This window comes from Streptomyces sp. NPDC002588 (genome assembly GCF_040295925.1).
Taxonomy (GTDB): Bacteria; Actinomycetota; Actinomycetes; order Streptomycetales; family Streptomycetaceae; genus Streptomyces.
The window spans coordinates 205,953-221,545 of the sequence record NZ_JBEOWF010000009.1 but is presented as its reverse complement, the minus strand read 5'-3'; the positions used below and the strand labels follow the sequence as shown (position 1 = coordinate 221,545).

At 73.6% G+C, this 15,593-nt stretch carries 17 protein-coding genes and 1 riboswitch; of the genes, 1 reads left to right on the top strand and 16 read right to left on the bottom strand.

Features of this window, described 5'->3' with window-relative positions; translation table 11 throughout:
* Positions 1–5: 5 nt before the first annotated feature.
* A complete protein-coding gene (locus tag ABT057_RS13090) occupies positions 6–1,805 on the bottom strand; it encodes a LuxR family transcriptional regulator AbsR2 (protein WP_352342823.1) in 1,800 nt (599 codons plus the stop codon).
* 71 nt (positions 1,806–1,876) lie between these two features.
* Between ABT057_RS13090 and absR1 the strand changes: the two genes are divergently transcribed.
* The gene (gene absR1 / locus ABT057_RS13085) at positions 1,877–2,962 is read left to right on the top strand and encodes a beta-glucuronidase AbsR1 (RefSeq protein WP_352342822.1); all 1,086 of its coding nucleotides are present in this window, start codon (positions 1,877–1,879) and stop codon (positions 2,960–2,962) included.
* Positions 2,963–3,054: 92 nt separating this feature from the next.
* Here the strand turns inward: absR1 and ABT057_RS13080 are convergent, their stop codons facing one another.
* From ABT057_RS13080 to ABT057_RS13010, 15 genes are all read right to left on the bottom strand, one after another.
* On the bottom strand, positions 3,055–4,431 hold the full coding sequence (locus ABT057_RS13080; RefSeq protein ID WP_352342820.1) for an NtaA/DmoA family FMN-dependent monooxygenase: 1,377 nt from the start codon (positions 4,429–4,431) through the stop codon (positions 3,055–3,057).
* A gap of 19 nt (positions 4,432–4,450) precedes the next feature.
* Positions 4,451–5,641: an LLM class flavin-dependent oxidoreductase gene (locus ABT057_RS13075; protein WP_352342819.1), complete on the bottom strand. Its 1,191-nt coding sequence runs from the start codon at positions 5,639–5,641 to the stop codon at positions 4,451–4,453.
* A 75-nt stretch (positions 5,642–5,716) separates the two neighbouring features.
* Complete coding sequence (locus tag ABT057_RS13070; protein ID WP_352342868.1) at positions 5,717–5,782, bottom strand: putative leader peptide; 66 nt, start codon at positions 5,780–5,782, stop codon at positions 5,717–5,719.
* A gap of 79 nt (positions 5,783–5,861) precedes the next feature.
* Positions 5,862–6,608, bottom strand: a complete 747-nt coding sequence (locus ABT057_RS13065; protein WP_352342817.1) for a GNAT family N-acetyltransferase — start codon at positions 6,606–6,608, stop codon at positions 5,862–5,864.
* Positions 6,609–6,668: 60 nt separating this feature from the next.
* A complete protein-coding gene (locus tag ABT057_RS13060) occupies positions 6,669–7,694 on the bottom strand; it encodes a transporter substrate-binding domain-containing protein (RefSeq protein WP_352342816.1) in 1,026 nt (341 codons plus the stop codon).
* A gap of 58 nt (positions 7,695–7,752) precedes the next feature.
* Positions 7,753–8,556: an amino acid ABC transporter ATP-binding protein gene (locus tag ABT057_RS13055; RefSeq protein WP_352342815.1), complete on the bottom strand. Its 804-nt coding sequence runs from the start codon at positions 8,554–8,556 to the stop codon at positions 7,753–7,755.
* Complete coding sequence (locus tag ABT057_RS13050; protein ID WP_352342813.1) at positions 8,553–9,530, bottom strand: amino acid ABC transporter permease; 978 nt, start codon at positions 9,528–9,530, stop codon at positions 8,553–8,555. Before ABT057_RS13050 ends, ABT057_RS13055 begins: the two co-directional genes overlap by 4 nt.
* A 165-nt stretch (positions 9,531–9,695) precedes the next feature.
* Positions 9,696–9,845, bottom strand: coding sequence for a hypothetical protein (locus ABT057_RS13045; protein ID WP_352342811.1), 150 nt, complete (start codon positions 9,843–9,845; stop codon positions 9,696–9,698).
* 33 nt (positions 9,846–9,878) lie between these two features.
* Positions 9,879–10,002: riboswitch (SAM riboswitch) on the bottom strand.
* A 73-nt stretch (positions 10,003–10,075) separates the two neighbouring features.
* Positions 10,076–10,945 (bottom strand): glutathione S-transferase C-terminal domain-containing protein, encoded by an 870-nt coding sequence (locus tag ABT057_RS13040; RefSeq protein WP_352342809.1) that lies wholly within the window; start codon positions 10,943–10,945, stop codon positions 10,076–10,078.
* Between the two features lie 158 nt (positions 10,946–11,103).
* Positions 11,104–11,226 carry a putative leader peptide gene (locus ABT057_RS13035; RefSeq protein ID WP_352342808.1) on the bottom strand — a complete coding sequence of 41 codons (123 nt, stop codon included), beginning with the start codon at positions 11,224–11,226 and terminating at the stop codon, positions 11,104–11,106.
* Positions 11,227–11,326: 100 nt separating this feature from the next.
* Positions 11,327–11,644 (bottom strand): hypothetical protein, encoded by a 318-nt coding sequence (locus ABT057_RS13030; RefSeq protein ID WP_352342807.1) that lies wholly within the window; start codon positions 11,642–11,644, stop codon positions 11,327–11,329.
* Positions 11,610–12,026 carry a hypothetical protein gene (locus ABT057_RS13025; protein WP_352342806.1) on the bottom strand — a complete coding sequence of 139 codons (417 nt, stop codon included), beginning with the start codon at positions 12,024–12,026 and terminating at the stop codon, positions 11,610–11,612. The genes ABT057_RS13030 and ABT057_RS13025 overlap by 35 nt, the downstream gene beginning before the upstream one ends.
* A 25-nt stretch (positions 12,027–12,051) precedes the next feature.
* Positions 12,052–12,756 (bottom strand): ABC transporter ATP-binding protein, encoded by a 705-nt coding sequence (locus tag ABT057_RS13020; protein ID WP_352342804.1) that lies wholly within the window; start codon positions 12,754–12,756, stop codon positions 12,052–12,054.
* On the bottom strand, positions 12,753–13,463 hold the full coding sequence (locus ABT057_RS13015; protein WP_352342803.1) for an ABC transporter ATP-binding protein: 711 nt from the start codon (positions 13,461–13,463) through the stop codon (positions 12,753–12,755). The genes ABT057_RS13020 and ABT057_RS13015 overlap by 4 nt, the downstream gene beginning before the upstream one ends.
* The gene (locus ABT057_RS13010; RefSeq protein ID WP_352342801.1) at positions 13,444–15,549 is read right to left on the bottom strand and encodes a branched-chain amino acid ABC transporter permease; all 2,106 of its coding nucleotides are present in this window, start codon (positions 15,547–15,549) and stop codon (positions 13,444–13,446) included. The genes ABT057_RS13015 and ABT057_RS13010 overlap by 20 nt, the downstream gene beginning before the upstream one ends.
* Between the last annotated feature and the right edge of the window lie 44 nt (positions 15,550–15,593).

The following is a 15,593-nucleotide window of genomic DNA, read 5'->3' as shown; positions in this document are numbered from 1 at the left end:
CGTCGTCAGGCGGGTTGCCCGGTCAGCCAGGGCAGGGCGGCTCGGTCGCAGGCGCCGAGGCGGGTGTAGGCGCCGTAGAGGTGGTTGCCGACCGTGCGCACGGAGAGGGTGAGCCGCTCGGCGATCTGGCGGTTGCTCAGGCCGGCCGCCGCGAGGGCGACGATCTGCTGCTGGCGGGCGGTGAGTTCGCCCAGCACGAGGCCGGCCAGCGCCGGGGTGCGTGCCCCTTGGCAGCGGCGGGCCAGGGCGACGGCCCGGGTGCGGGCGGTGCGGGCCGCCGTGGGGTCGCGGTGGGCTCGTACGGCCTGGGCGTGCGCCTCGGCCGCGAACAGCAGGAAGCCGCGCTCCGCCAGTTCCCCGGCGACCCGGTCCAGGGCGGCCCCGTCGGCCCGGGCGAGCGCCTGGGCGTGCCGGGCGAAGACACTGCCGGGCGGGAGGAGGCCGACGGCCCGCCCGGGGTCACCGAGGCGTACGGCACCGTAGGCGTGGTACGTCTCGCAGCCGTCGAGCGCGGGTACGGCCTCGCGGGTGTCGACGACCGGTGGGGGCGGGGCGGTGGTCCGCTCGCCCGACTCGACCGCCGCCAGCATGAGTTCGTGCCGGCAGGCGGTGTCCTTCCCGTCCTGCGCCAGACCTTCCCGGGCCCAGGCCGCGGCCTCGCGCAGTTCGCCCCGCAGCCGGGAGAACCTGGCGCGGACGGCGGCGTGGGCGGGCGGTACGGGTTCCCCCTCGGCGACCAGCCATTCCCCCACGGGTGTCCGCCGGGTGCGGACGTCCGCGTCCTCGACGGCCCGGACCAGGGCGGCCGTCTCCGTCTCGAGGGCGCCGCGCAGCGAGCCGCGGGCGCGGGTCAGCCGCCCCGCGCGCAGCCGGCCGGCCGCGGCGCGCAGGACGGGGCCGTACAGGGGGTGGGCCAGGCGGACGGCCGACTCGTCGTCGTCGGCCTCGATCAGGCCGTCCGTCTCCAGGCGTTCGAGGACGCGCAGGTCGAGTGTGTCGGTGGGCAGCGGCAGGGGTTCGGCGAAGGCGAGCCGGTCGAGGGTCTCGCGTTCGTCGGGGCAGGGGCGGGCGAAGAGGTGGGCGGTGCGTTCGCGGAGGGTCGGGGTCGGCGGGACCGGGCCTCGCCACGCCCACTCGTCGCCGTCCGGCACCGGAGTGAGCAGCCCTTCGTCGCGTACGGCGGCCAGGAGGTCCCGCAGCAGGCGCAGGTCGCCCCGGCACAGGCCGTGCAGACGGTTGACGGTGAGGGGCTCCGGCGGGGCGCCCGCCCCGGCGGTGAGGAGCTGGACGGTGTCCTCCGCGGACAGCGGCTCCAGGGCGAGGCGGGGCAGGAGTTCGCCGGTCCACAGCCGGGTGACGGCGCTCGGCGCGGGGCTGCCGTCCGCCACGACGACCAGCAGCCGGGTGCGGCCGTGGACGGCCAGCTGGTGCAGCAGCGCGGCGGAGGCGTCGTCGAGCAGCTGGGCGTCGTCGACCAGCAGCAGCCGTACGTCGGACAGGAGTTGGACGGCCCGGTGCAGGGTGACGCCCTCGGGCAGCAGATGGGCGAAGGCGGCGAAGGCGCTGCCCCGGGTCTCGGGTGTGCCGGCCACGCGGGCGCAGCCGGTGCCGCGGACGGCCTCGGTCGCCAGCCGGGTGCGGCCGCAGCCCGCCGGTCCCGTCACCACGATGCCGGGCCGGCCCGCCGTCAACGACCTTCGGACCAGCTCCAGTTCCTCCTCCCGGCCGGTGAACGGCCACGGCAGTCGCAGGGTCCTCGCACGGGTGTCGATCGTCGTCACGTCATCAGGACTCCGGATACTCATGCCTGATACAGGGCGACTTGAGTAGCCCCCGACTCAGGCGCCGGGCGGCCCGCCGGGGCACCCTGTAGCCCATGACCGCCCGCTACTGCTCGCTCGCGAGGGCGCCGGAGCCCGCGTTCCCCGCGGGTCTGGCCGCCGAGCGGCTCGGCGCCCTGATGAGCGGGCGCCGGATGTGGGTCAACGGCACGGTCCTGCACTACTGCTTCTTCGACGGGGACGGCGACGCGTCGGTGATCGCCGTGCCGGGTTCCGGGGCGACCCGGCGGGTGTCGTGGGTCGGCGCCGAGGACCAGCGGGACGTGGTGCGCGACTGCTTCCGTGAGTGGGCCGACCTCGGGATCGGGGTGACCTTCGCCGAGGTCGCCGACCGCTCGGAGGCGGAGCTGCGCATCGGCTTCCAGCAGGGTGACGGCTCCTGGTCGGCGGTGGGCCGGGACGCGCTGCTCGCGGGGCGGGGCGAGCGGACGATGAACTTCGGCTGGGACCTCACGGCGCCCGGGGAGCGTACGGTGGCGCTGCACGAGATCGGGCACGCGCTGGGCATGCAGCACGAGCACCAGAGCCCGTTCGCCGGGATCCACTGGGACGACGAGGCGGTCTACGCCGACCTGGCCGGGCCGCCGAACCACTGGAGCCGGGAGCGCACCTGGTTCAACGTCCTGCGCAAGCTGGACGCGGACGAGGTCAACGGCTCGGTGTGGGATCCGCAGTCCGTGATGCAGTACCCGTTCACGGCCGGACTGATCCTGGAGCCGGAGCAGTTCCGCGGGGGTGTGCACCCGCCGGGGACGCTGTCGCCGCTGGACAAGGAGTTCGGCCTGCGCTGGTACCCGCCGGCGGGCGCGCCCCGGCTGCCCGTCCTGGTGCCGTTCCGGTCGGTGGCGCTGTCGCTGGGGCCGGGCGAGCAGGCCGACTTCACGGTGGAGCCGCGGGAGACCCGGGAGCACACCTTCGGCACGTTCGGGGAGAGCGACTCGGTCGTCGTGGTCTTCGAGGAGCGGGACGGCGAACCCCGCTTCCTCGCCGGGCAGGACGACGGCGGCACTCCGCGCAACGCCACGGTCGGGGCCCGGCTGGTCAAGGGGCGCCGCTATTTCGTCCGGGTGCGCCTGTACTCCGGCTGGGGTTCGGGCGAGACGGCGGTCATGTGCTGGTGAGACGGCCCATGACCGCGTGAAGACCACTGCCGGCGCCGGGGGAAAGGCCGGGGCGCGTCACCTTCGGGGGAGGGAGACGCGCCCCGGCCGCTTCACGACGCCGCCCGGTCGGCGGCGCCCGGCTCGTCCGGGTGGGCGAGGCCGAGGTGGTCGCGCAGGGTGGTGCCCTCGTACTCGGTGCGGAAGACGCCCTGTTCCTGGAGCAGGGGTACGACCTTGTCGGCGAACTCGTCGAGTCCGCCGGGGGTGATGTGCGGGACGAGGATGAAGCCGTCGGCGGCGTCGGCCTGCACGTACGCGTTGATGGTCTCGGCCATGGTCCGCGCGGACCCGACGAAGTTCTGGCGGTTGCCGGTCTCGATGACCAGGTCGCGGATGGACCAGTTGTTGGCGGCGGCGAGTTCCCGCCATTCCCGGGCCGTGGCCAGCGGGTCGCGGTACATGCGGACCTGGGCGCGGCCGCGGGAGATGTGGTTCTCCCCCAGGTCGGGGTCGATGTCGGGCAGGGGGCCGTCCGGGTCGTAGGAGGACAGGTCCCGGTTCCAGACGAACTCGAGGTGCTTGAGCGCGGTGGCTCCGCTGACCTGCTGGCGGCGGACCTCCTTGGCGGTCTCCTCGGCCTCGGCGTCGGTGTCGCCGAGGACGAAGCTGGCGGCGGGCAGGATCAGCAGTTGGTCGGAGCGGCGCCCGTACTTGGCGAGCCGGGACTTGACGTCCGTGTAGAAGGCCTGCCCGGCCTCGAGTCGGGAGTACCGGCTGAAGATGGCGTCGGCGGACGAGGCGGCGAACTCCCGGCCCTCGTCGGAGTCGCCGGCCTGGAAGATCACCGGGCGGCCCTGGGGGCTGCGCGGGACGTTGAACCGGCCGTGGACGTCGAAGTGCCGTCCCTCGTGGACGAAGGCACCGGCCTTGGCGTCGTTCAGGAAGGTGCCGGTCGCCTGGTCTGCCACGATCTCGTCGCCCCGCCAGGAGTCGAAGAGTTCGTGCGCGGTGGCGAGGAACTCCTTGGCGCGGGAGTAGCGCTCCTCCTGCGGGAGGAAGCCGCCGCGGCGGAAGTTCTCGCCGGTGAAGGCGTCCCAGGAGGTGACGACGTTCCACGCGGAGCGGCCGCCGGAGAGGTGGTCGAGGCTGGCGAACTGGCGGGCCACCTCGTAGGGCTCGTTGAAGGTGGAGTTGATGGTGCCGGTGAGGCCGAGGTGTTCGGTGACGGCGGCGAGCGCGGCGAGGATCGTGAACGTGTCGGGGCGGCCGACGACGTCCAGGTCGTAGATCTTGCCGCCCTGTTCGCGGAGCCTGAGGCCCTCGGCGAGGAAGAGGAAGTCGAACTTGGCGCGTTCGGCGGTCCGCGCGAAGTGGACGAAGGAGTCGAACTCGATGTGGCTGCCCGCGCGGGGGTCGCTCCACACGGTGGTGTTGTTGACGCCGGGGAAGTGGGCGGCCAGGTGGATCTGCTTCTGCGGCTTGCTCATGGTGTCGTCTCCCTCCCGCTCAGGCGGCGGCGTAGCGGTTGGCGGGGCGGGTCAGGCCGAGGAGTCCGCGCAGGGTGTCGGCCTCGTAGGCGCGGCGGAAGGCGTCGCGGCGCTGGAGTTCGGGGACGAGGCCCCGGGTGATGGCGGGCAGGTCGTGTCCGGCGACGGCGGGGCGCAGCCGGAACCCGGTGAGGCCCGATGTCGCCAGATCCTGCAGCAGGTCGGCGAGTTGGCCGGGGCTGCCGGTGAAGATCCGGGCGTCGCCGGTGTACTCCTCGCCGGCGAGGGTGTCGAGGCGGTCGCGGCGGGCGGCTGCGTCGGCCGGGTCGTCGTCGAGGAAGACGACGAGGTCGCCGAAGACGTGCAGCGGCTCGGCGGAGCGGCCCGCCGTCCGCTGTTCGGCACGGATCTCGGCGACGATCGCGCGGGCCTGGGCGGTGTCGTGCGGGGTCACATAACCGACGTCCGTGGCGCGGGCCACCAGGCGGTAGGGGACGGTGGCGTGGGCGAGGGCGGTGACCAGGGGCTGGCCCTGGGGCGGGCGCGGGGTGATGGAGGGGCCCTTGACGCTGAAGTGGCGGCCCTCGAAGTCGATGTAGTGCAGCTTGTCGCGGTCGACGAAGCGGCCGGTGGCCACGTCGCGGATCTCCGCGTCGTCCTCCCAGCTGTCCCAGAGACGGCGGACGACCTCCACGTAGTCCGCGGCCTCGTCGAAGAGTTCGGGCACGACCGGGCTCTTGTGGTCCTCGATGCGCGGGACGGTACGGCGGCCGAAGTGGGCCGCGTCCGCGGGGCGGGCGGAGACCTGGACGCGCAGGCCGGCGCGTCCCTTGCTGACGTAGTCGAGGGTGGCGATCGCCTTGGAGATGTGGAAGGGCTCGGTGTGGGTGACGACCGTGGTCGGAACGAGCCCGATGTTCCGGCTGAGCGGGGCGACCCGGGAGGCGACGAGCACCGCGTCGAGCCGGCCGCGGACCTGGTCGGTGCGGTCGTCCGGGTCCAGGAGGTGGGAGGACTGGGGGCCGAGGCCGTCCTCGATCGTCACGAAGTCGAGCAGGCCGCGTTCGGCCTCGGCGACCAGGTCGGCCCAGTATCCGGCGGTGAACAGCTCGCGGGGGCGGGCGACCGGCTCGCGCCAGGAGGCGGGGTGCCAGCCGGTGCCGTCGAGGGCGACGGCGAGATGGAGAGGGGAAGCGGGGGTCGAGGACACGGAGATGCCTTCCTGGAGGTCCGTACGAGGGCGCGGGCCACCCGCGGAAAGGGGTGGGGCGGGGAGGGGAACGGGTCAGGAGCAACAGAGCGCGCCGGCCACGCGCTGGAGGTCGATGTGGGGCCGCGAGGTGAGGCGCACGACGTGGCGTATGCAGGTCACGTCCGTCCCCTCCCCCTCTGGGCGCGCGACGGCGCCGCGCGGCACATCTCGTCGTGGGTCACAACGCCCCGGCCTCGCCGGATGTTCCCGGGGTGCGCACCAGTGCGATGGTCGAACGGCGGCGAAGCAGGAAGCCGAGGGACTCGTAGAGGCGGATCGCCGGGGTGTTGCCGGCGGCGGCGTGCAGGAAGGGGACGTCGCCGCGCTCACGGATGCCGTGGCCGACCGCGCGGATCAGCCGGGTGCCGAGGCCCCGGCCCCGGTGGCCGGGGTCGGTGCAGACGGCGCTGATCTCGGTCCAGCCGGGCAGGCGCAGCCGCTCGCCGGCCATGGCGATCAGCCGGCCCCGGTGGCGGATGCCGAGGTAGCCGCCGAGGACGACGGTCCGCCGGAGGAAGGGGCCGGGGCGGGTGCGGGCGACGAGGTCGAGGATCTCCGGCACGTCGTCGGGGCCGAGGCGTACCGCCTCGGGGGCGGGTTCGGTGCGCAGCTCCTCGGTGGCGACGAGCTGGACGCCCTCTCCCCCGCCGAGCAGCTCCCAGCCGTCCGGGACGCGCTCGACCGGCTTGATCCTTACCGGCGTTCCAGGGCCGGCGAGGGTGTGCAGGTCGGCCCAGGCGGCCGGGTCCCCGGGGTCGGCGAGAGCGGCGAAGGCGTAGACGTCCGCCGGGTAGCGGGCGGCGCGGCCCAGGCGCTCGGCGAGGTGGGCGTGCGGGCCGGTGAGAGCGGCCCAGACGGCGTTGTCCAGAACGTGAGGGGCCGTGGTCGGGGCTCCGCCTCCGCGGAGGCCGGTCTGAAGGGGCACGGAGGCGGAGTCCTCTCCACTGAGCCGACGGGTATGACGGCGAGTGTTTCCGACGGGGCGTCAGGAGTTGTCGAGCGGCAGCCCGGGCGGGTTGACCTCGGACTTGGCCACGGCCTCGTTGGAGAGGTTGTAGGCGGCCAGCCACTTGGCGTACTGCCCGTGCTCGATCAGGTAGTCGACGGCGTCGGCGAGCGGCTTGGCGAGGCCGCTGTCCTTCTTGGCGGTGGCGGCGATCAGTCCCTGGAGCGACTCGCCCGCACCGGAGAACGTGCCCGCGTTGCGGGTCGCGTTGGCGGTGCCCGCGGTCTGGGAGACGTTGTAGGCGATGCCGGGGTTGGGGCCGAAGAAGGCGTCGATCTTGCCGCTGTTGAGTGCCAGGTAGGTGCCGTTGCGGTCCGGGAAGTACTTGACGGTGAGCTTCTTGCCCTCGCTCTCCAGCTTCTTCTTCCACTCCAGCAGGATCTTCTCCTGATTGGTGCCGGAGCCGACCGAGACGGTGAGGCCGGCGAGGTTCTCGTAGTCGCCGTCGAAGTTCCACTTGTCGGACTTCTTCACCTCGAAGCCGAGGTTGTCCTGTCGGTAGGAGGTGAACTCGTACTTCTTCTTGCGTTCCTCGGTGTCGGTGACGTTCGAGAAGGCGACGTCGACCTTGCCGCTGTCGATGCCGACGAAGAGGTTCTCCCAGGTGAAGTTCTTCGTCTCGGGCTCGAGGCCGAGGACCGCGGCGACCAGCCGGCCGAAGTCGGGCTCGGCGCCGGTGAGGGTCTTCTGGTCGCTGCCGATGTACGCCAGCGGGGCGAAGCCGGAGGGCAGGGCTCCGACTCCGATGGTCAGCCTGCCGCTCTTTCTGACGGCGTCGGGCAGTTCGGCGCTGATGGACTTGACCTCGGAGACCTTCAGGGTGGTCTCCTTGGCGGCGCCGTTGGACACGCGGCCGATGGTCACGCCGCCGGCGGCGGCGCCTTCGGTCGTCGTGGCGGCGTCGCTCTCCCCACCGCAGGCGGCGAGCCCGGTGGCGAGGGTGGCGACCGCGGTCGCCGTGGTGATGCCGCGGATCAGGCTGCGTCGGGTGAAGTGGGCAGACATGGCCGTCCTTTGTGACTGGATGAGATGAGAGATAAAGGGAGTTTTTTTGGGGGGGTGTTCAGAGCACCTTGCCGAGGAAGTCCCGCGTCCGCTCGTGCCGCGGTGCGTCGAGGACCTCGCCGGGCGGGCCCTGCTCGACGATCTTCCCGCCGTCGATGAAGACGACCCGGTCGGCGACCTCGCGGGCGAAGCCGACCTCGTGGGTGACGATGACGAGGGTCGTGCCGCTCGTCGCCAGGTCCTTGATGACGGCGAGGACCTCGCCCACGAGTTCGGGATCGAGGGCGGAGGTCGGTTCGTCGAACAGGATGACGCCGGGGCGCAGCGCGAGGGCGCGGGCGATGGCCACGCGCTGCTGCTGACCGCCGGACAGCTGCCGGGGGTAGGCGCCGGCCTTGTCGGCGAGGCCCACCCGGTCCAGGAGTTCGCGGGCCAGGGCCAGGGCTTCGGGCCGGGCGAGCCGCCCGGTCGCCACCGGGGCGGCGGCGACGTTGTCCAGCACGGTCAGGTGCGGGAAGAGGTTGAAGTTCTGGAAGACGAACCCGATGCGGCTGCGCTGGGCCAGGATGGCCCGCTCGCTCAGTTCGCGCAGCCGGCCGCCGTGCCGGCGGACGCCGATCGGCTCGCCGCCCACGCTGACGTAGCCGATCTCCGGCTTCTCCAGGTGGTTGACGACCCGCAGCAGGGTGGACTTGCCGGAGCCGGACGGGCCCAGGATCACGGTGACCTCGCCGGGGCGCACGGTCAGGCTGACGCCGTCCAGGACCCGGTGGGCGCCGTACCACTTGTGCACGTCGTGCACTTCGACGGCGGCGGGGACGATCTCGGCGGCCTGCCCGGTCCTCAGGGTCTCGGTGGTCATACGGCGGCCTCCCGGCGGATGCGGGCCCGCAGGTCGGTGAGACCGGTCCGCAGCTTCTGCAACGGCGTCGGCGGCAGGTCGCGGGTGGCGCCCCGGGCGTAGTACCGCTCGACGTAGAACTGGACGACGGAGACGAGGCTGGTCAGGATCAGGTACCAGACGGTGACGACGAGCAGCAGCGGCACGATGTCGCCGGGGTAGGTGGAGCCCATGGTCTGGGCGGTGCCGAACAGGTCGAGCAGCGAGACGTAGAAGACCAGCGAGGTGGACTTGATCAGGCCGATCAGCTGGTTGACGTAGTTCGGCGTGATCGACCGCAGGGCCTGCGGGAAGACGATCTTCCAGAACTGGTAGCGCCTGGGCAGGCCGAGCGCGGCGGCCGCCTCGTGCTGGCCCTGGTCGACGGAGAGGATGCCGCCGCGGACCACCTCGGCGGCGTAGGCCGCCTCGTTGAGGCTGAGGCCGACGACGGCGATCACGATGTCGGTGGCGAGCCGGGACTCGTCGAAGGTGAAGAAGGCGGGACCGAAGGGGACGCCCAGGCTCAGCGTCTGGTACAGGGCGCTGAAGTTGTAGAGGAAGAGCAGGACGACGATCAGCGGGATGGAGCGCAGCGCCCACACGTACGTCCAGCTGACCGCGCGCAGCACGGGGCTCTTCGACAGGCGGGCGAGGGCCAGCAGTACGCCGCCGGCGAGGCCCAGCACGGCGCTGTAGGCGGCCACTTCGAGGGTGATCAGCAGTCCGTCGAGGATCACGGGCCGCAGGAACCAGTAGCCGAAGCGGTCCCACTGGTAGAACGGGTTGGTCATCAGACCGTGCGCGAACTGGGCGACCACGACGACCACCACGGCGGTGGCGATCCAGCGGCCCGGTCTGGGCAGCGGCTGAACCCGCTGTGCGGTGAGCTGTTCTGACGGGGCGTCGGCGACGGGCGGCGCGGCGAGGGTCGCGGCGCCTGGGGGTTCACTCATGAGGGGCTCCGGCGGGAGTCGGGCACCCCGGGCGGGCGCGCGGCCGTGCTGCGGCCGTCAGGAGGCGCACGGCGCACGGATGCGTACGAGAGAACCGGGGTGGGGCGGACGACGGCACACCGCTCGGGCGGTGTCGGTCGGGGATGCGGGGGCTGAAGGGAGGGGTCAGCCCCGGCAGCGGGCGCGGCCCGGTGCGGTACACAGTGCGCTGTTGACGCGGAGCAGATCGACGGCGCGGTCGGCGACGAGCGGCTGCGCGGACGGGCGTACGCAGCCCGCGGAGCGGCGGGGCGCCGTCCTGAGAGCTGCGTACATGTGGGTCTCCGTCACTTCACCGGCCCCTGGGGGCCCTCGCGCTTACCGAATCGTCCTTGCCGGTACGTCATCCGGTCCGGTCGTCACCTGGGGCACCCCACCGCGGTGCGAGGGTTGCCGGTCAGCAAGCCAGGGCTTGTCGCTGACGCTCATGACCGTTCTGATCCACAAGTCAATACAACCGGCCGAACGCATGTCAACGTCTGTCCACTGGATGGGACCGGACGGGGCTATCGGCCGCCGGCGACGTGCGCGGCCCAGTCCAGGATCCGGACGGCGGAGCCGGCGGCCTCCAGACCCCGGCAGCGGGCCTGGTGGCGGCGGTCGATGCCGTCGAGGTCGAGGTGCGTGCCGAACGCCGGGTGGGCGGTCAGCCGGCGGGCGTAGGCCCACAGGGCGGGGTGTCCGGCGATGCGGTGCACGGCGTCCGCGTCGAGGTGGTGGCGGTGCACGGTGTCCAGTTGGACCAGTGCGACCCACAACTCGACGTCCGCCGCGGTGATCTGATCGCTGATCAGGTACGGCTGGGCGCCGAGCCCGCGCTCCAGCACGTCGAGCGTGGCGAGCAGGGCGTCGAGGGCCGCGGCCCGCTCCGCCTCCGTGGCGCCGGCCGCCCCGGCGCGCTGGGCGGCCTCCTCGATGCCCTGGGCGCACATCCGCCGGGCGGCCTCCACCTCCGACTCGGCACCGCACGGGTACAGCGCGGGCCGGCCGCCGCCGAAGCTCCGGGCGAGGTCGCGGGCGATGTCCGGGCCGTGGCTGGAGACGATCCGGCCCGACCAGTCGTCGCTGAGCACCGGCGCGAGGGCCGCTCCGGTGTAGCGGTGGGCGCTGGCCTCGTAGAGCGGGCGCAGCGCCGAGTGGCCGCCGTCGGGACAGTCGGGGACGGCGGGCAGGAAGGTCACGGGACAGGCGCGGTCCAGGCCGAGGAGGGTGTGGGTGACGGCGATGCGCAGGCCGTCGGGGTCGGCGGTGGACAGGTGCAGTCGGTAGCGGCGCGGCACGGCGTAGTGGCCGCTGCGCGCGTCCCGGCCGATGCGGCCCCGGAAGGCGGGGGCGGAGCGGGCGTACGGGTGGGCGGCCGACGGTGTGACGGTCATGACTCTCCCCGGAGGCGGGCGCGCCGAGGCGGGGGCGCGCGGCGGATGCGACAGCGAGAACGACGGCGGGAAAGGGGACGGCTCTCGTCCGCGCGCGCCGGGCGGGCGGCGCCCGTGGGGGCACCGCCGAGGCGGCCTCGGCGCGGGGCGGGCCCGGCTCAGCTCGTCGGGCTGATGGCGCTGCAGACGCGCTGCAGGTCGATGTGACGGCGGGAGGTGAGAAGGGGCGACGACCACACCGTGCGGCTCGCTCGGCCGGTGGCCGTCTCCAGGCGCCCCATATTTCCCTACCTGTTCACTAGGATTCCCTGTCGAGTGTCGATCCGGCTCCGGCGGACGTCAAGAGGGCGTCCACCAGGTGAGTACGGAAGGCGGGTTCGGTCAGTCCGAGGCGGGCAGCGCCCTGGGTGCCTTGACGGTCAGCGGGTGTCCTCCGTAGGTGAGAGGGCCCGCCCCGGAGGCGGTGCACAGGAGTTCGAGGGTGTCGGTGGCGTCGACGTACCGCTTGCCGACGAGGGTGCCGGGGGCTTCTCCGGCGGAGGGCGCGGCGGGCGCCTGCCGGGCGGGGACCATCGGGACGCCGGCGCACTCGATGGGGTCCGCGGCGCCCTCCGGCGCCCGGATGACGATCACGCGGGTGGTGCCGCAGGCGGCGGCGAGCTGGTCACCGGGGCGCGGGGTCGGTGCGGGGGACGCCATTGCGCGGGTCTCCTTCGGGCGAGGGTGCGGGGGCCTGGGCGGTGAGACGCTCGCCCAGCCGGTCCAGGTCGAAGGACTGACGGGCGAGCCAGAAACGCAGGAAGCCGGTGAGGGAGTAACGCAGGAACAGCGCGCCGCCCACCACGGCGGCGGTGACTCCGCCGAGGCCGAGCGCGAGCGCGTCGCCCTGGCCGAGGGCGGAGTCGGTGGCGTGGGCGAGCGGGAAGGCCAGGCCGCCGAGGACGAGTCCGGCGAGCATCAGCGCTCCGCCGAGGCGCAGCCAGAGGGCGGCGCGGGAGGCGGCCGGGTCGGGGATCCGCAGCTCGGCGAGCTCCCGGACGAACCGTTCCGCCCGGGGCGATGGCGCGGGGGTGGTGGTCATGTGACGCTCCTCAGCGGGCTCGGGCTCATGTGACGCTCCCCAGGTAGTAGGAGGAGAGTTCGGAGTGCAGTGAGCTGTCGGGGTGTCCCTGCCACTGGACGCGGCCGCGGACGAGCACGGCGGCGTGGTCGGCGATCTTCAGCACGGCGGCGGCGAACTGTTCGACGACGAGGACGGCGACGCCCTCCCGGGCGATCCGGGCGACGAGTTCGTAGAGCTCGGCGACGACCAGCGGGGCCAGTCCCATGGAGAGTTCGTCGAGGAGCAGGACGGCGGGGTCGGTGGCGAGGCCGCGGGCGAGGGCGAGCATCTGCTGCTCGCCGCCGGACAGGGTGCCCGCGTGCTGGGCGCGGCGGCGGCCGAGGACGGGGAAGCGGGCGTAGGCGGTCTCCTCGATCTCCGCCCGGTCGCGGCCGGTGAAGGTCATCATCAGGAGGTTGTCGCGCACGGTGAGGTTGGGGAAGACGCCCCGGCCCTCGGGGATCAGACAGACGCCGGCCCGGGCGAGATCTCGGGGGCGGATGCCGGTGGCGTCGCGGCCGCCGAGCAGGAGGCGTCCGCCGCTGGGCGGCCGGATCCCGGCGGCGACCTCGAGGACGGTGGTCTTGCCCGCGCCGTTGGGGCCGAGGAGAGCGACGACCTGCCCGGCGGCGACCTCGAGGTCCACGCCGTGCAGGACGGTGATGCCGTTGTACGCGGCGCGGACGCCGGAGAGCGTCAAGAGGCTCATGTCTCCCCCAGGTAGGCCGCGAGGACGGTCTCGTCCTGCTGGATGCCGGCCGGCGGGCCGCAGGCCACGACCTTGCCCAGGTCGAGGACGTACACCTCGTCGCAGACGGTCATCACCAGGCCCATGTCGTGCTCGACGAGGAGGACGGCGGTGCCGTCGGCGGCGAGGGAGCGCAGCAGGGCGGCGAACCGTTCGGTCTCCTCGGCGTCCTGGCCCGCGGCGGGCTCGTCGAGGAGCAGGACGCGCGGCCTGAGGACGAGGGCGCGGCCGACCTCGACGAGCCGGGCGATGCCGGTGGGCAGGGCGTCGGCGGGGTCGTCGGCGAGCGCGGTGAGGCCCAGCCGGTCGAGCACCGCGTCGGCGGCCGCGTCGGCGTGGCGGCGTTCGGGGCCGAGCTCGGCGGCGACGAGGAGGTTGTCGCGGACGGAGAGCCGGCCGAAGAGTTCCAGGTGCTGGAAGGTGCGGGACATCCCGCGCCGGGCGCGGCGGGCGGGCCCCTCGCGGGTGATGTCACGGCCGTCCAGCCGGACCCGGCCGGAGCGGGGCCGCCGTAGTCCCGAGACGACGTCGAACAGGGTGCTTTTCCCCGCCCCGTTGGGCCCGATGAGCCCGGTCACCCGGCCGGCCTCGGCGGCCAGCGACACGCCGTCCAGGGCGCGACGTCCGCCGAAGGCGACGGTCACCTCCTCAGCCTGCAGCAGTGGCACGGCTCAGCACCTCCCCGTCCTCGGGCCGCCAGGGGCGGCGTACTCCCCACCACTCGGGCGGCAGTTCGGTCGGTACGTGCCGGGCCGCGGCGCTGATCCGCAGGGCGAGGGTGGCCGCCAGGGCGACGGCCAGGACGAGCCATCCGTTCACCGCGCCCGTCGCGGCGAGCAGCCAGCAGCCGGCCAGGACGCCACCCGTCACCCCGAGCAGGGTTCGGCTTCGGGCGAGCGGGGCCCACTCCGTGCGCAGTCGTGCGATCACCCCGCTGGGGCTGTGCGCGAGCCCCATTCCGGCCAGGGCGATGAGCAGCGCGGACAAGTCCTGTGCCCAGGAGCCGAGTTCGCCGAGCAGCTGGGTCGGGACGACGAAGGCGAGGCCGGTGAGGAGTCCCGCGCCGACCGACCCCAGTCCGGCGATGACCGCGATGAGGAAGATCGGCAGCCCGGCGACGAGGTTGAACTGCTCGGCGGTGACGGTCTGCAGCTGCATCCCGTAGAGCGCTCCGCCCAGCCCCGCGATGCCGGCCGACAGCGCGAACACGGCGACCCTGGCGCCGAGGAGCCGGCCGCCGAGGGTGGCGTAGGCGGCCTCGCTGTCGCGCAGCGCGATCAGCCGGCGCCCGAACCGCCCCCGCCGCAGCGCGGCCACCCCGAGGGAGGCGAGGGCGAGGCAGACGGCGGCCAGGCACAGCAGCTGGGCCGGGGTGGTCAGCCGCAGTCCGAACAGGTCGGGGCCGGTGACCGACACCGAGCCCTGGTCGAACAGGGCGATCCGCACGCCGAGGACGTCGAAGGCGGGCAGGGTGAAGATCCACCGGTCCAGGACGACGGCGAACGCGGCGGTGCCCAGGGCCAGGTAGATGCCGGAGAGTCTCAGGGCCGGTACGGCGATCAGCGCGCCGACGGCGGCGGTGACGCACGCGGTGACCGGCAGCGCCCACAGCTCGCCGTGCGCCCCCAGATGGCCCCAGACCACGGCGCCGATCCCGGCGATGGACAGCTGGCACAGGGAGACCTGCCCGGCGTACCCGGCGAGCGGGACGTACGAGAGGGCGATGACACCGAGGGCGAAGATCGCGCCGTAGGAGACGAGGGCGTCCTCGGACAGGACGGTGACCAGGACCAGGGCGAGGACGAGGACGGCCGCGGCGAGGAGGAGGGCGCCGCGGCGGCCGGGGAGGGGGACGGGGACGAGGCGGCGGTCGCGGCCGCGCAGCCGGCGGTGCGGGAAGGCCAGCAGCGCGAGGAGGAGCAGCAGCGCGGGGGCGGCCAGACGCAGCCCTGGAAGGTAGTCGTTCTGCGGCAGGTAGCCGGCCAGGTAGGCCTCCAGGAGGCCGACGACGACCGCGCCGAGGAAGGTCAGCGGGAGGCTGCGCAGCCTCCCGAAGACGGCGGCGGTGTAGGCGCTGACGATGAGCAGGGACAGCTGCTGGGCGTCGAGCGCCACGGTCGGTGCGATGAGGATGCCGCCGACGGCGGCGAGCTGGATGCCGAGCACCCAGGCGAGCCGCCCGGCCCGCAGCGGGTCGGCGCCGTTCAGGCCGGCGAGCGCCCGGTCGTCGACGCAGGCGCGCATCTCGGTGCCTGCCCGGGTGCGGTGCAGCAGGAACCACAGTCCGGCGGCGACGGCCACGGCGACCGCCATGGTGACGGCCTGGTGCCAGGTGACGGCGGTCGGGCCCAGCCGCAGGGCGGGGCGGTCGGCGAAGAAGGGGGAGAGCGGACGGGGGGTGTTGGGGTCCCAAACCCAGCGGGCCAGCGCGATGCACCCGGTGAGCAGGGCGACCGTCATGACCAGGCGTTCCGCCTCGCCGAGCGCCTGCACCGGACGCATCAGCACCCGTTCGACCAGCAGGCCGAAGGCGGGTGCGAGGACGAGGAGGACCGCGGCGAGCGCGAGGGGCACCGGCCAGCCCCAGCCGACGGCCAACTGCCAGTAGGCGAAGGCCGCGAGCATGCCGGCCGCGCCGTGGGCGAAGTTGAACACGCCGGCCGTGGTGTGGGTGAGCACCAGGCCGCTGCCGATGACGGCGTAGATCGCGGCGGTGCTCAGGCCGACCACCGTGAAGGCCAGGAACTGATCCATGGTCTGGAAACTAGCTTCTCGCTATTGGAGAATCAACCATCCGG

Excerpts from the sequence above, each read along its gene's own strand:
- absR1 (WP_352342822.1), top strand. The coding sequence starts at position 1,877 with ATGACCGCCCGCTACTGCTCGCTCGCGAGGGCGCCGGAGCCCGCGTTC.
- ABT057_RS13060 (WP_352342816.1), bottom strand. The coding sequence starts at position 7,694 with ATGTCTGCCCACTTCACCCGACGCAGCCTGATCCGCGGCATCACCACG.
- ABT057_RS13090 (WP_352342823.1), bottom strand. The coding sequence starts at position 1,805 with ATGAGTATCCGGAGTCCTGATGACGTGACGACGATCGACACCCGTGCG.
- ABT057_RS13040 (WP_352342809.1), bottom strand. The coding sequence starts at position 10,945 with ATGACCGTCACACCGTCGGCCGCCCACCCGTACGCCCGCTCCGCCCCC.
- ABT057_RS13010 (WP_352342801.1), bottom strand. The coding sequence starts at position 15,549 with ATGGATCAGTTCCTGGCCTTCACGGTGGTCGGCCTGAGCACCGCCGCG.
- ABT057_RS13025 (WP_352342806.1), bottom strand. The coding sequence starts at position 12,026 with ATGACCACCACCCCCGCGCCATCGCCCCGGGCGGAACGGTTCGTCCGG.
- ABT057_RS13035 (WP_352342808.1), bottom strand. The coding sequence starts at position 11,226 with ATGGGGCGCCTGGAGACGGCCACCGGCCGAGCGAGCCGCACGGTGTGG.
- ABT057_RS13030 (WP_352342807.1), bottom strand. The coding sequence starts at position 11,644 with ATGGCGTCCCCCGCACCGACCCCGCGCCCCGGTGACCAGCTCGCCGCC.
- ABT057_RS13050 (WP_352342813.1), bottom strand. The coding sequence starts at position 9,530 with ATGAGTGAACCCCCAGGCGCCGCGACCCTCGCCGCGCCGCCCGTCGCC.
- ABT057_RS13020 (WP_352342804.1), bottom strand. The coding sequence starts at position 12,756 with ATGAGCCTCTTGACGCTCTCCGGCGTCCGCGCCGCGTACAACGGCATC.
- ABT057_RS13080 (WP_352342820.1), bottom strand. The coding sequence starts at position 4,431 with ATGAGCAAGCCGCAGAAGCAGATCCACCTGGCCGCCCACTTCCCCGGC.
- ABT057_RS13055 (WP_352342815.1), bottom strand. The coding sequence starts at position 8,556 with ATGACCACCGAGACCCTGAGGACCGGGCAGGCCGCCGAGATCGTCCCC.
- ABT057_RS13045 (WP_352342811.1), bottom strand. The coding sequence starts at position 9,845 with ATGTACGCAGCTCTCAGGACGGCGCCCCGCCGCTCCGCGGGCTGCGTA.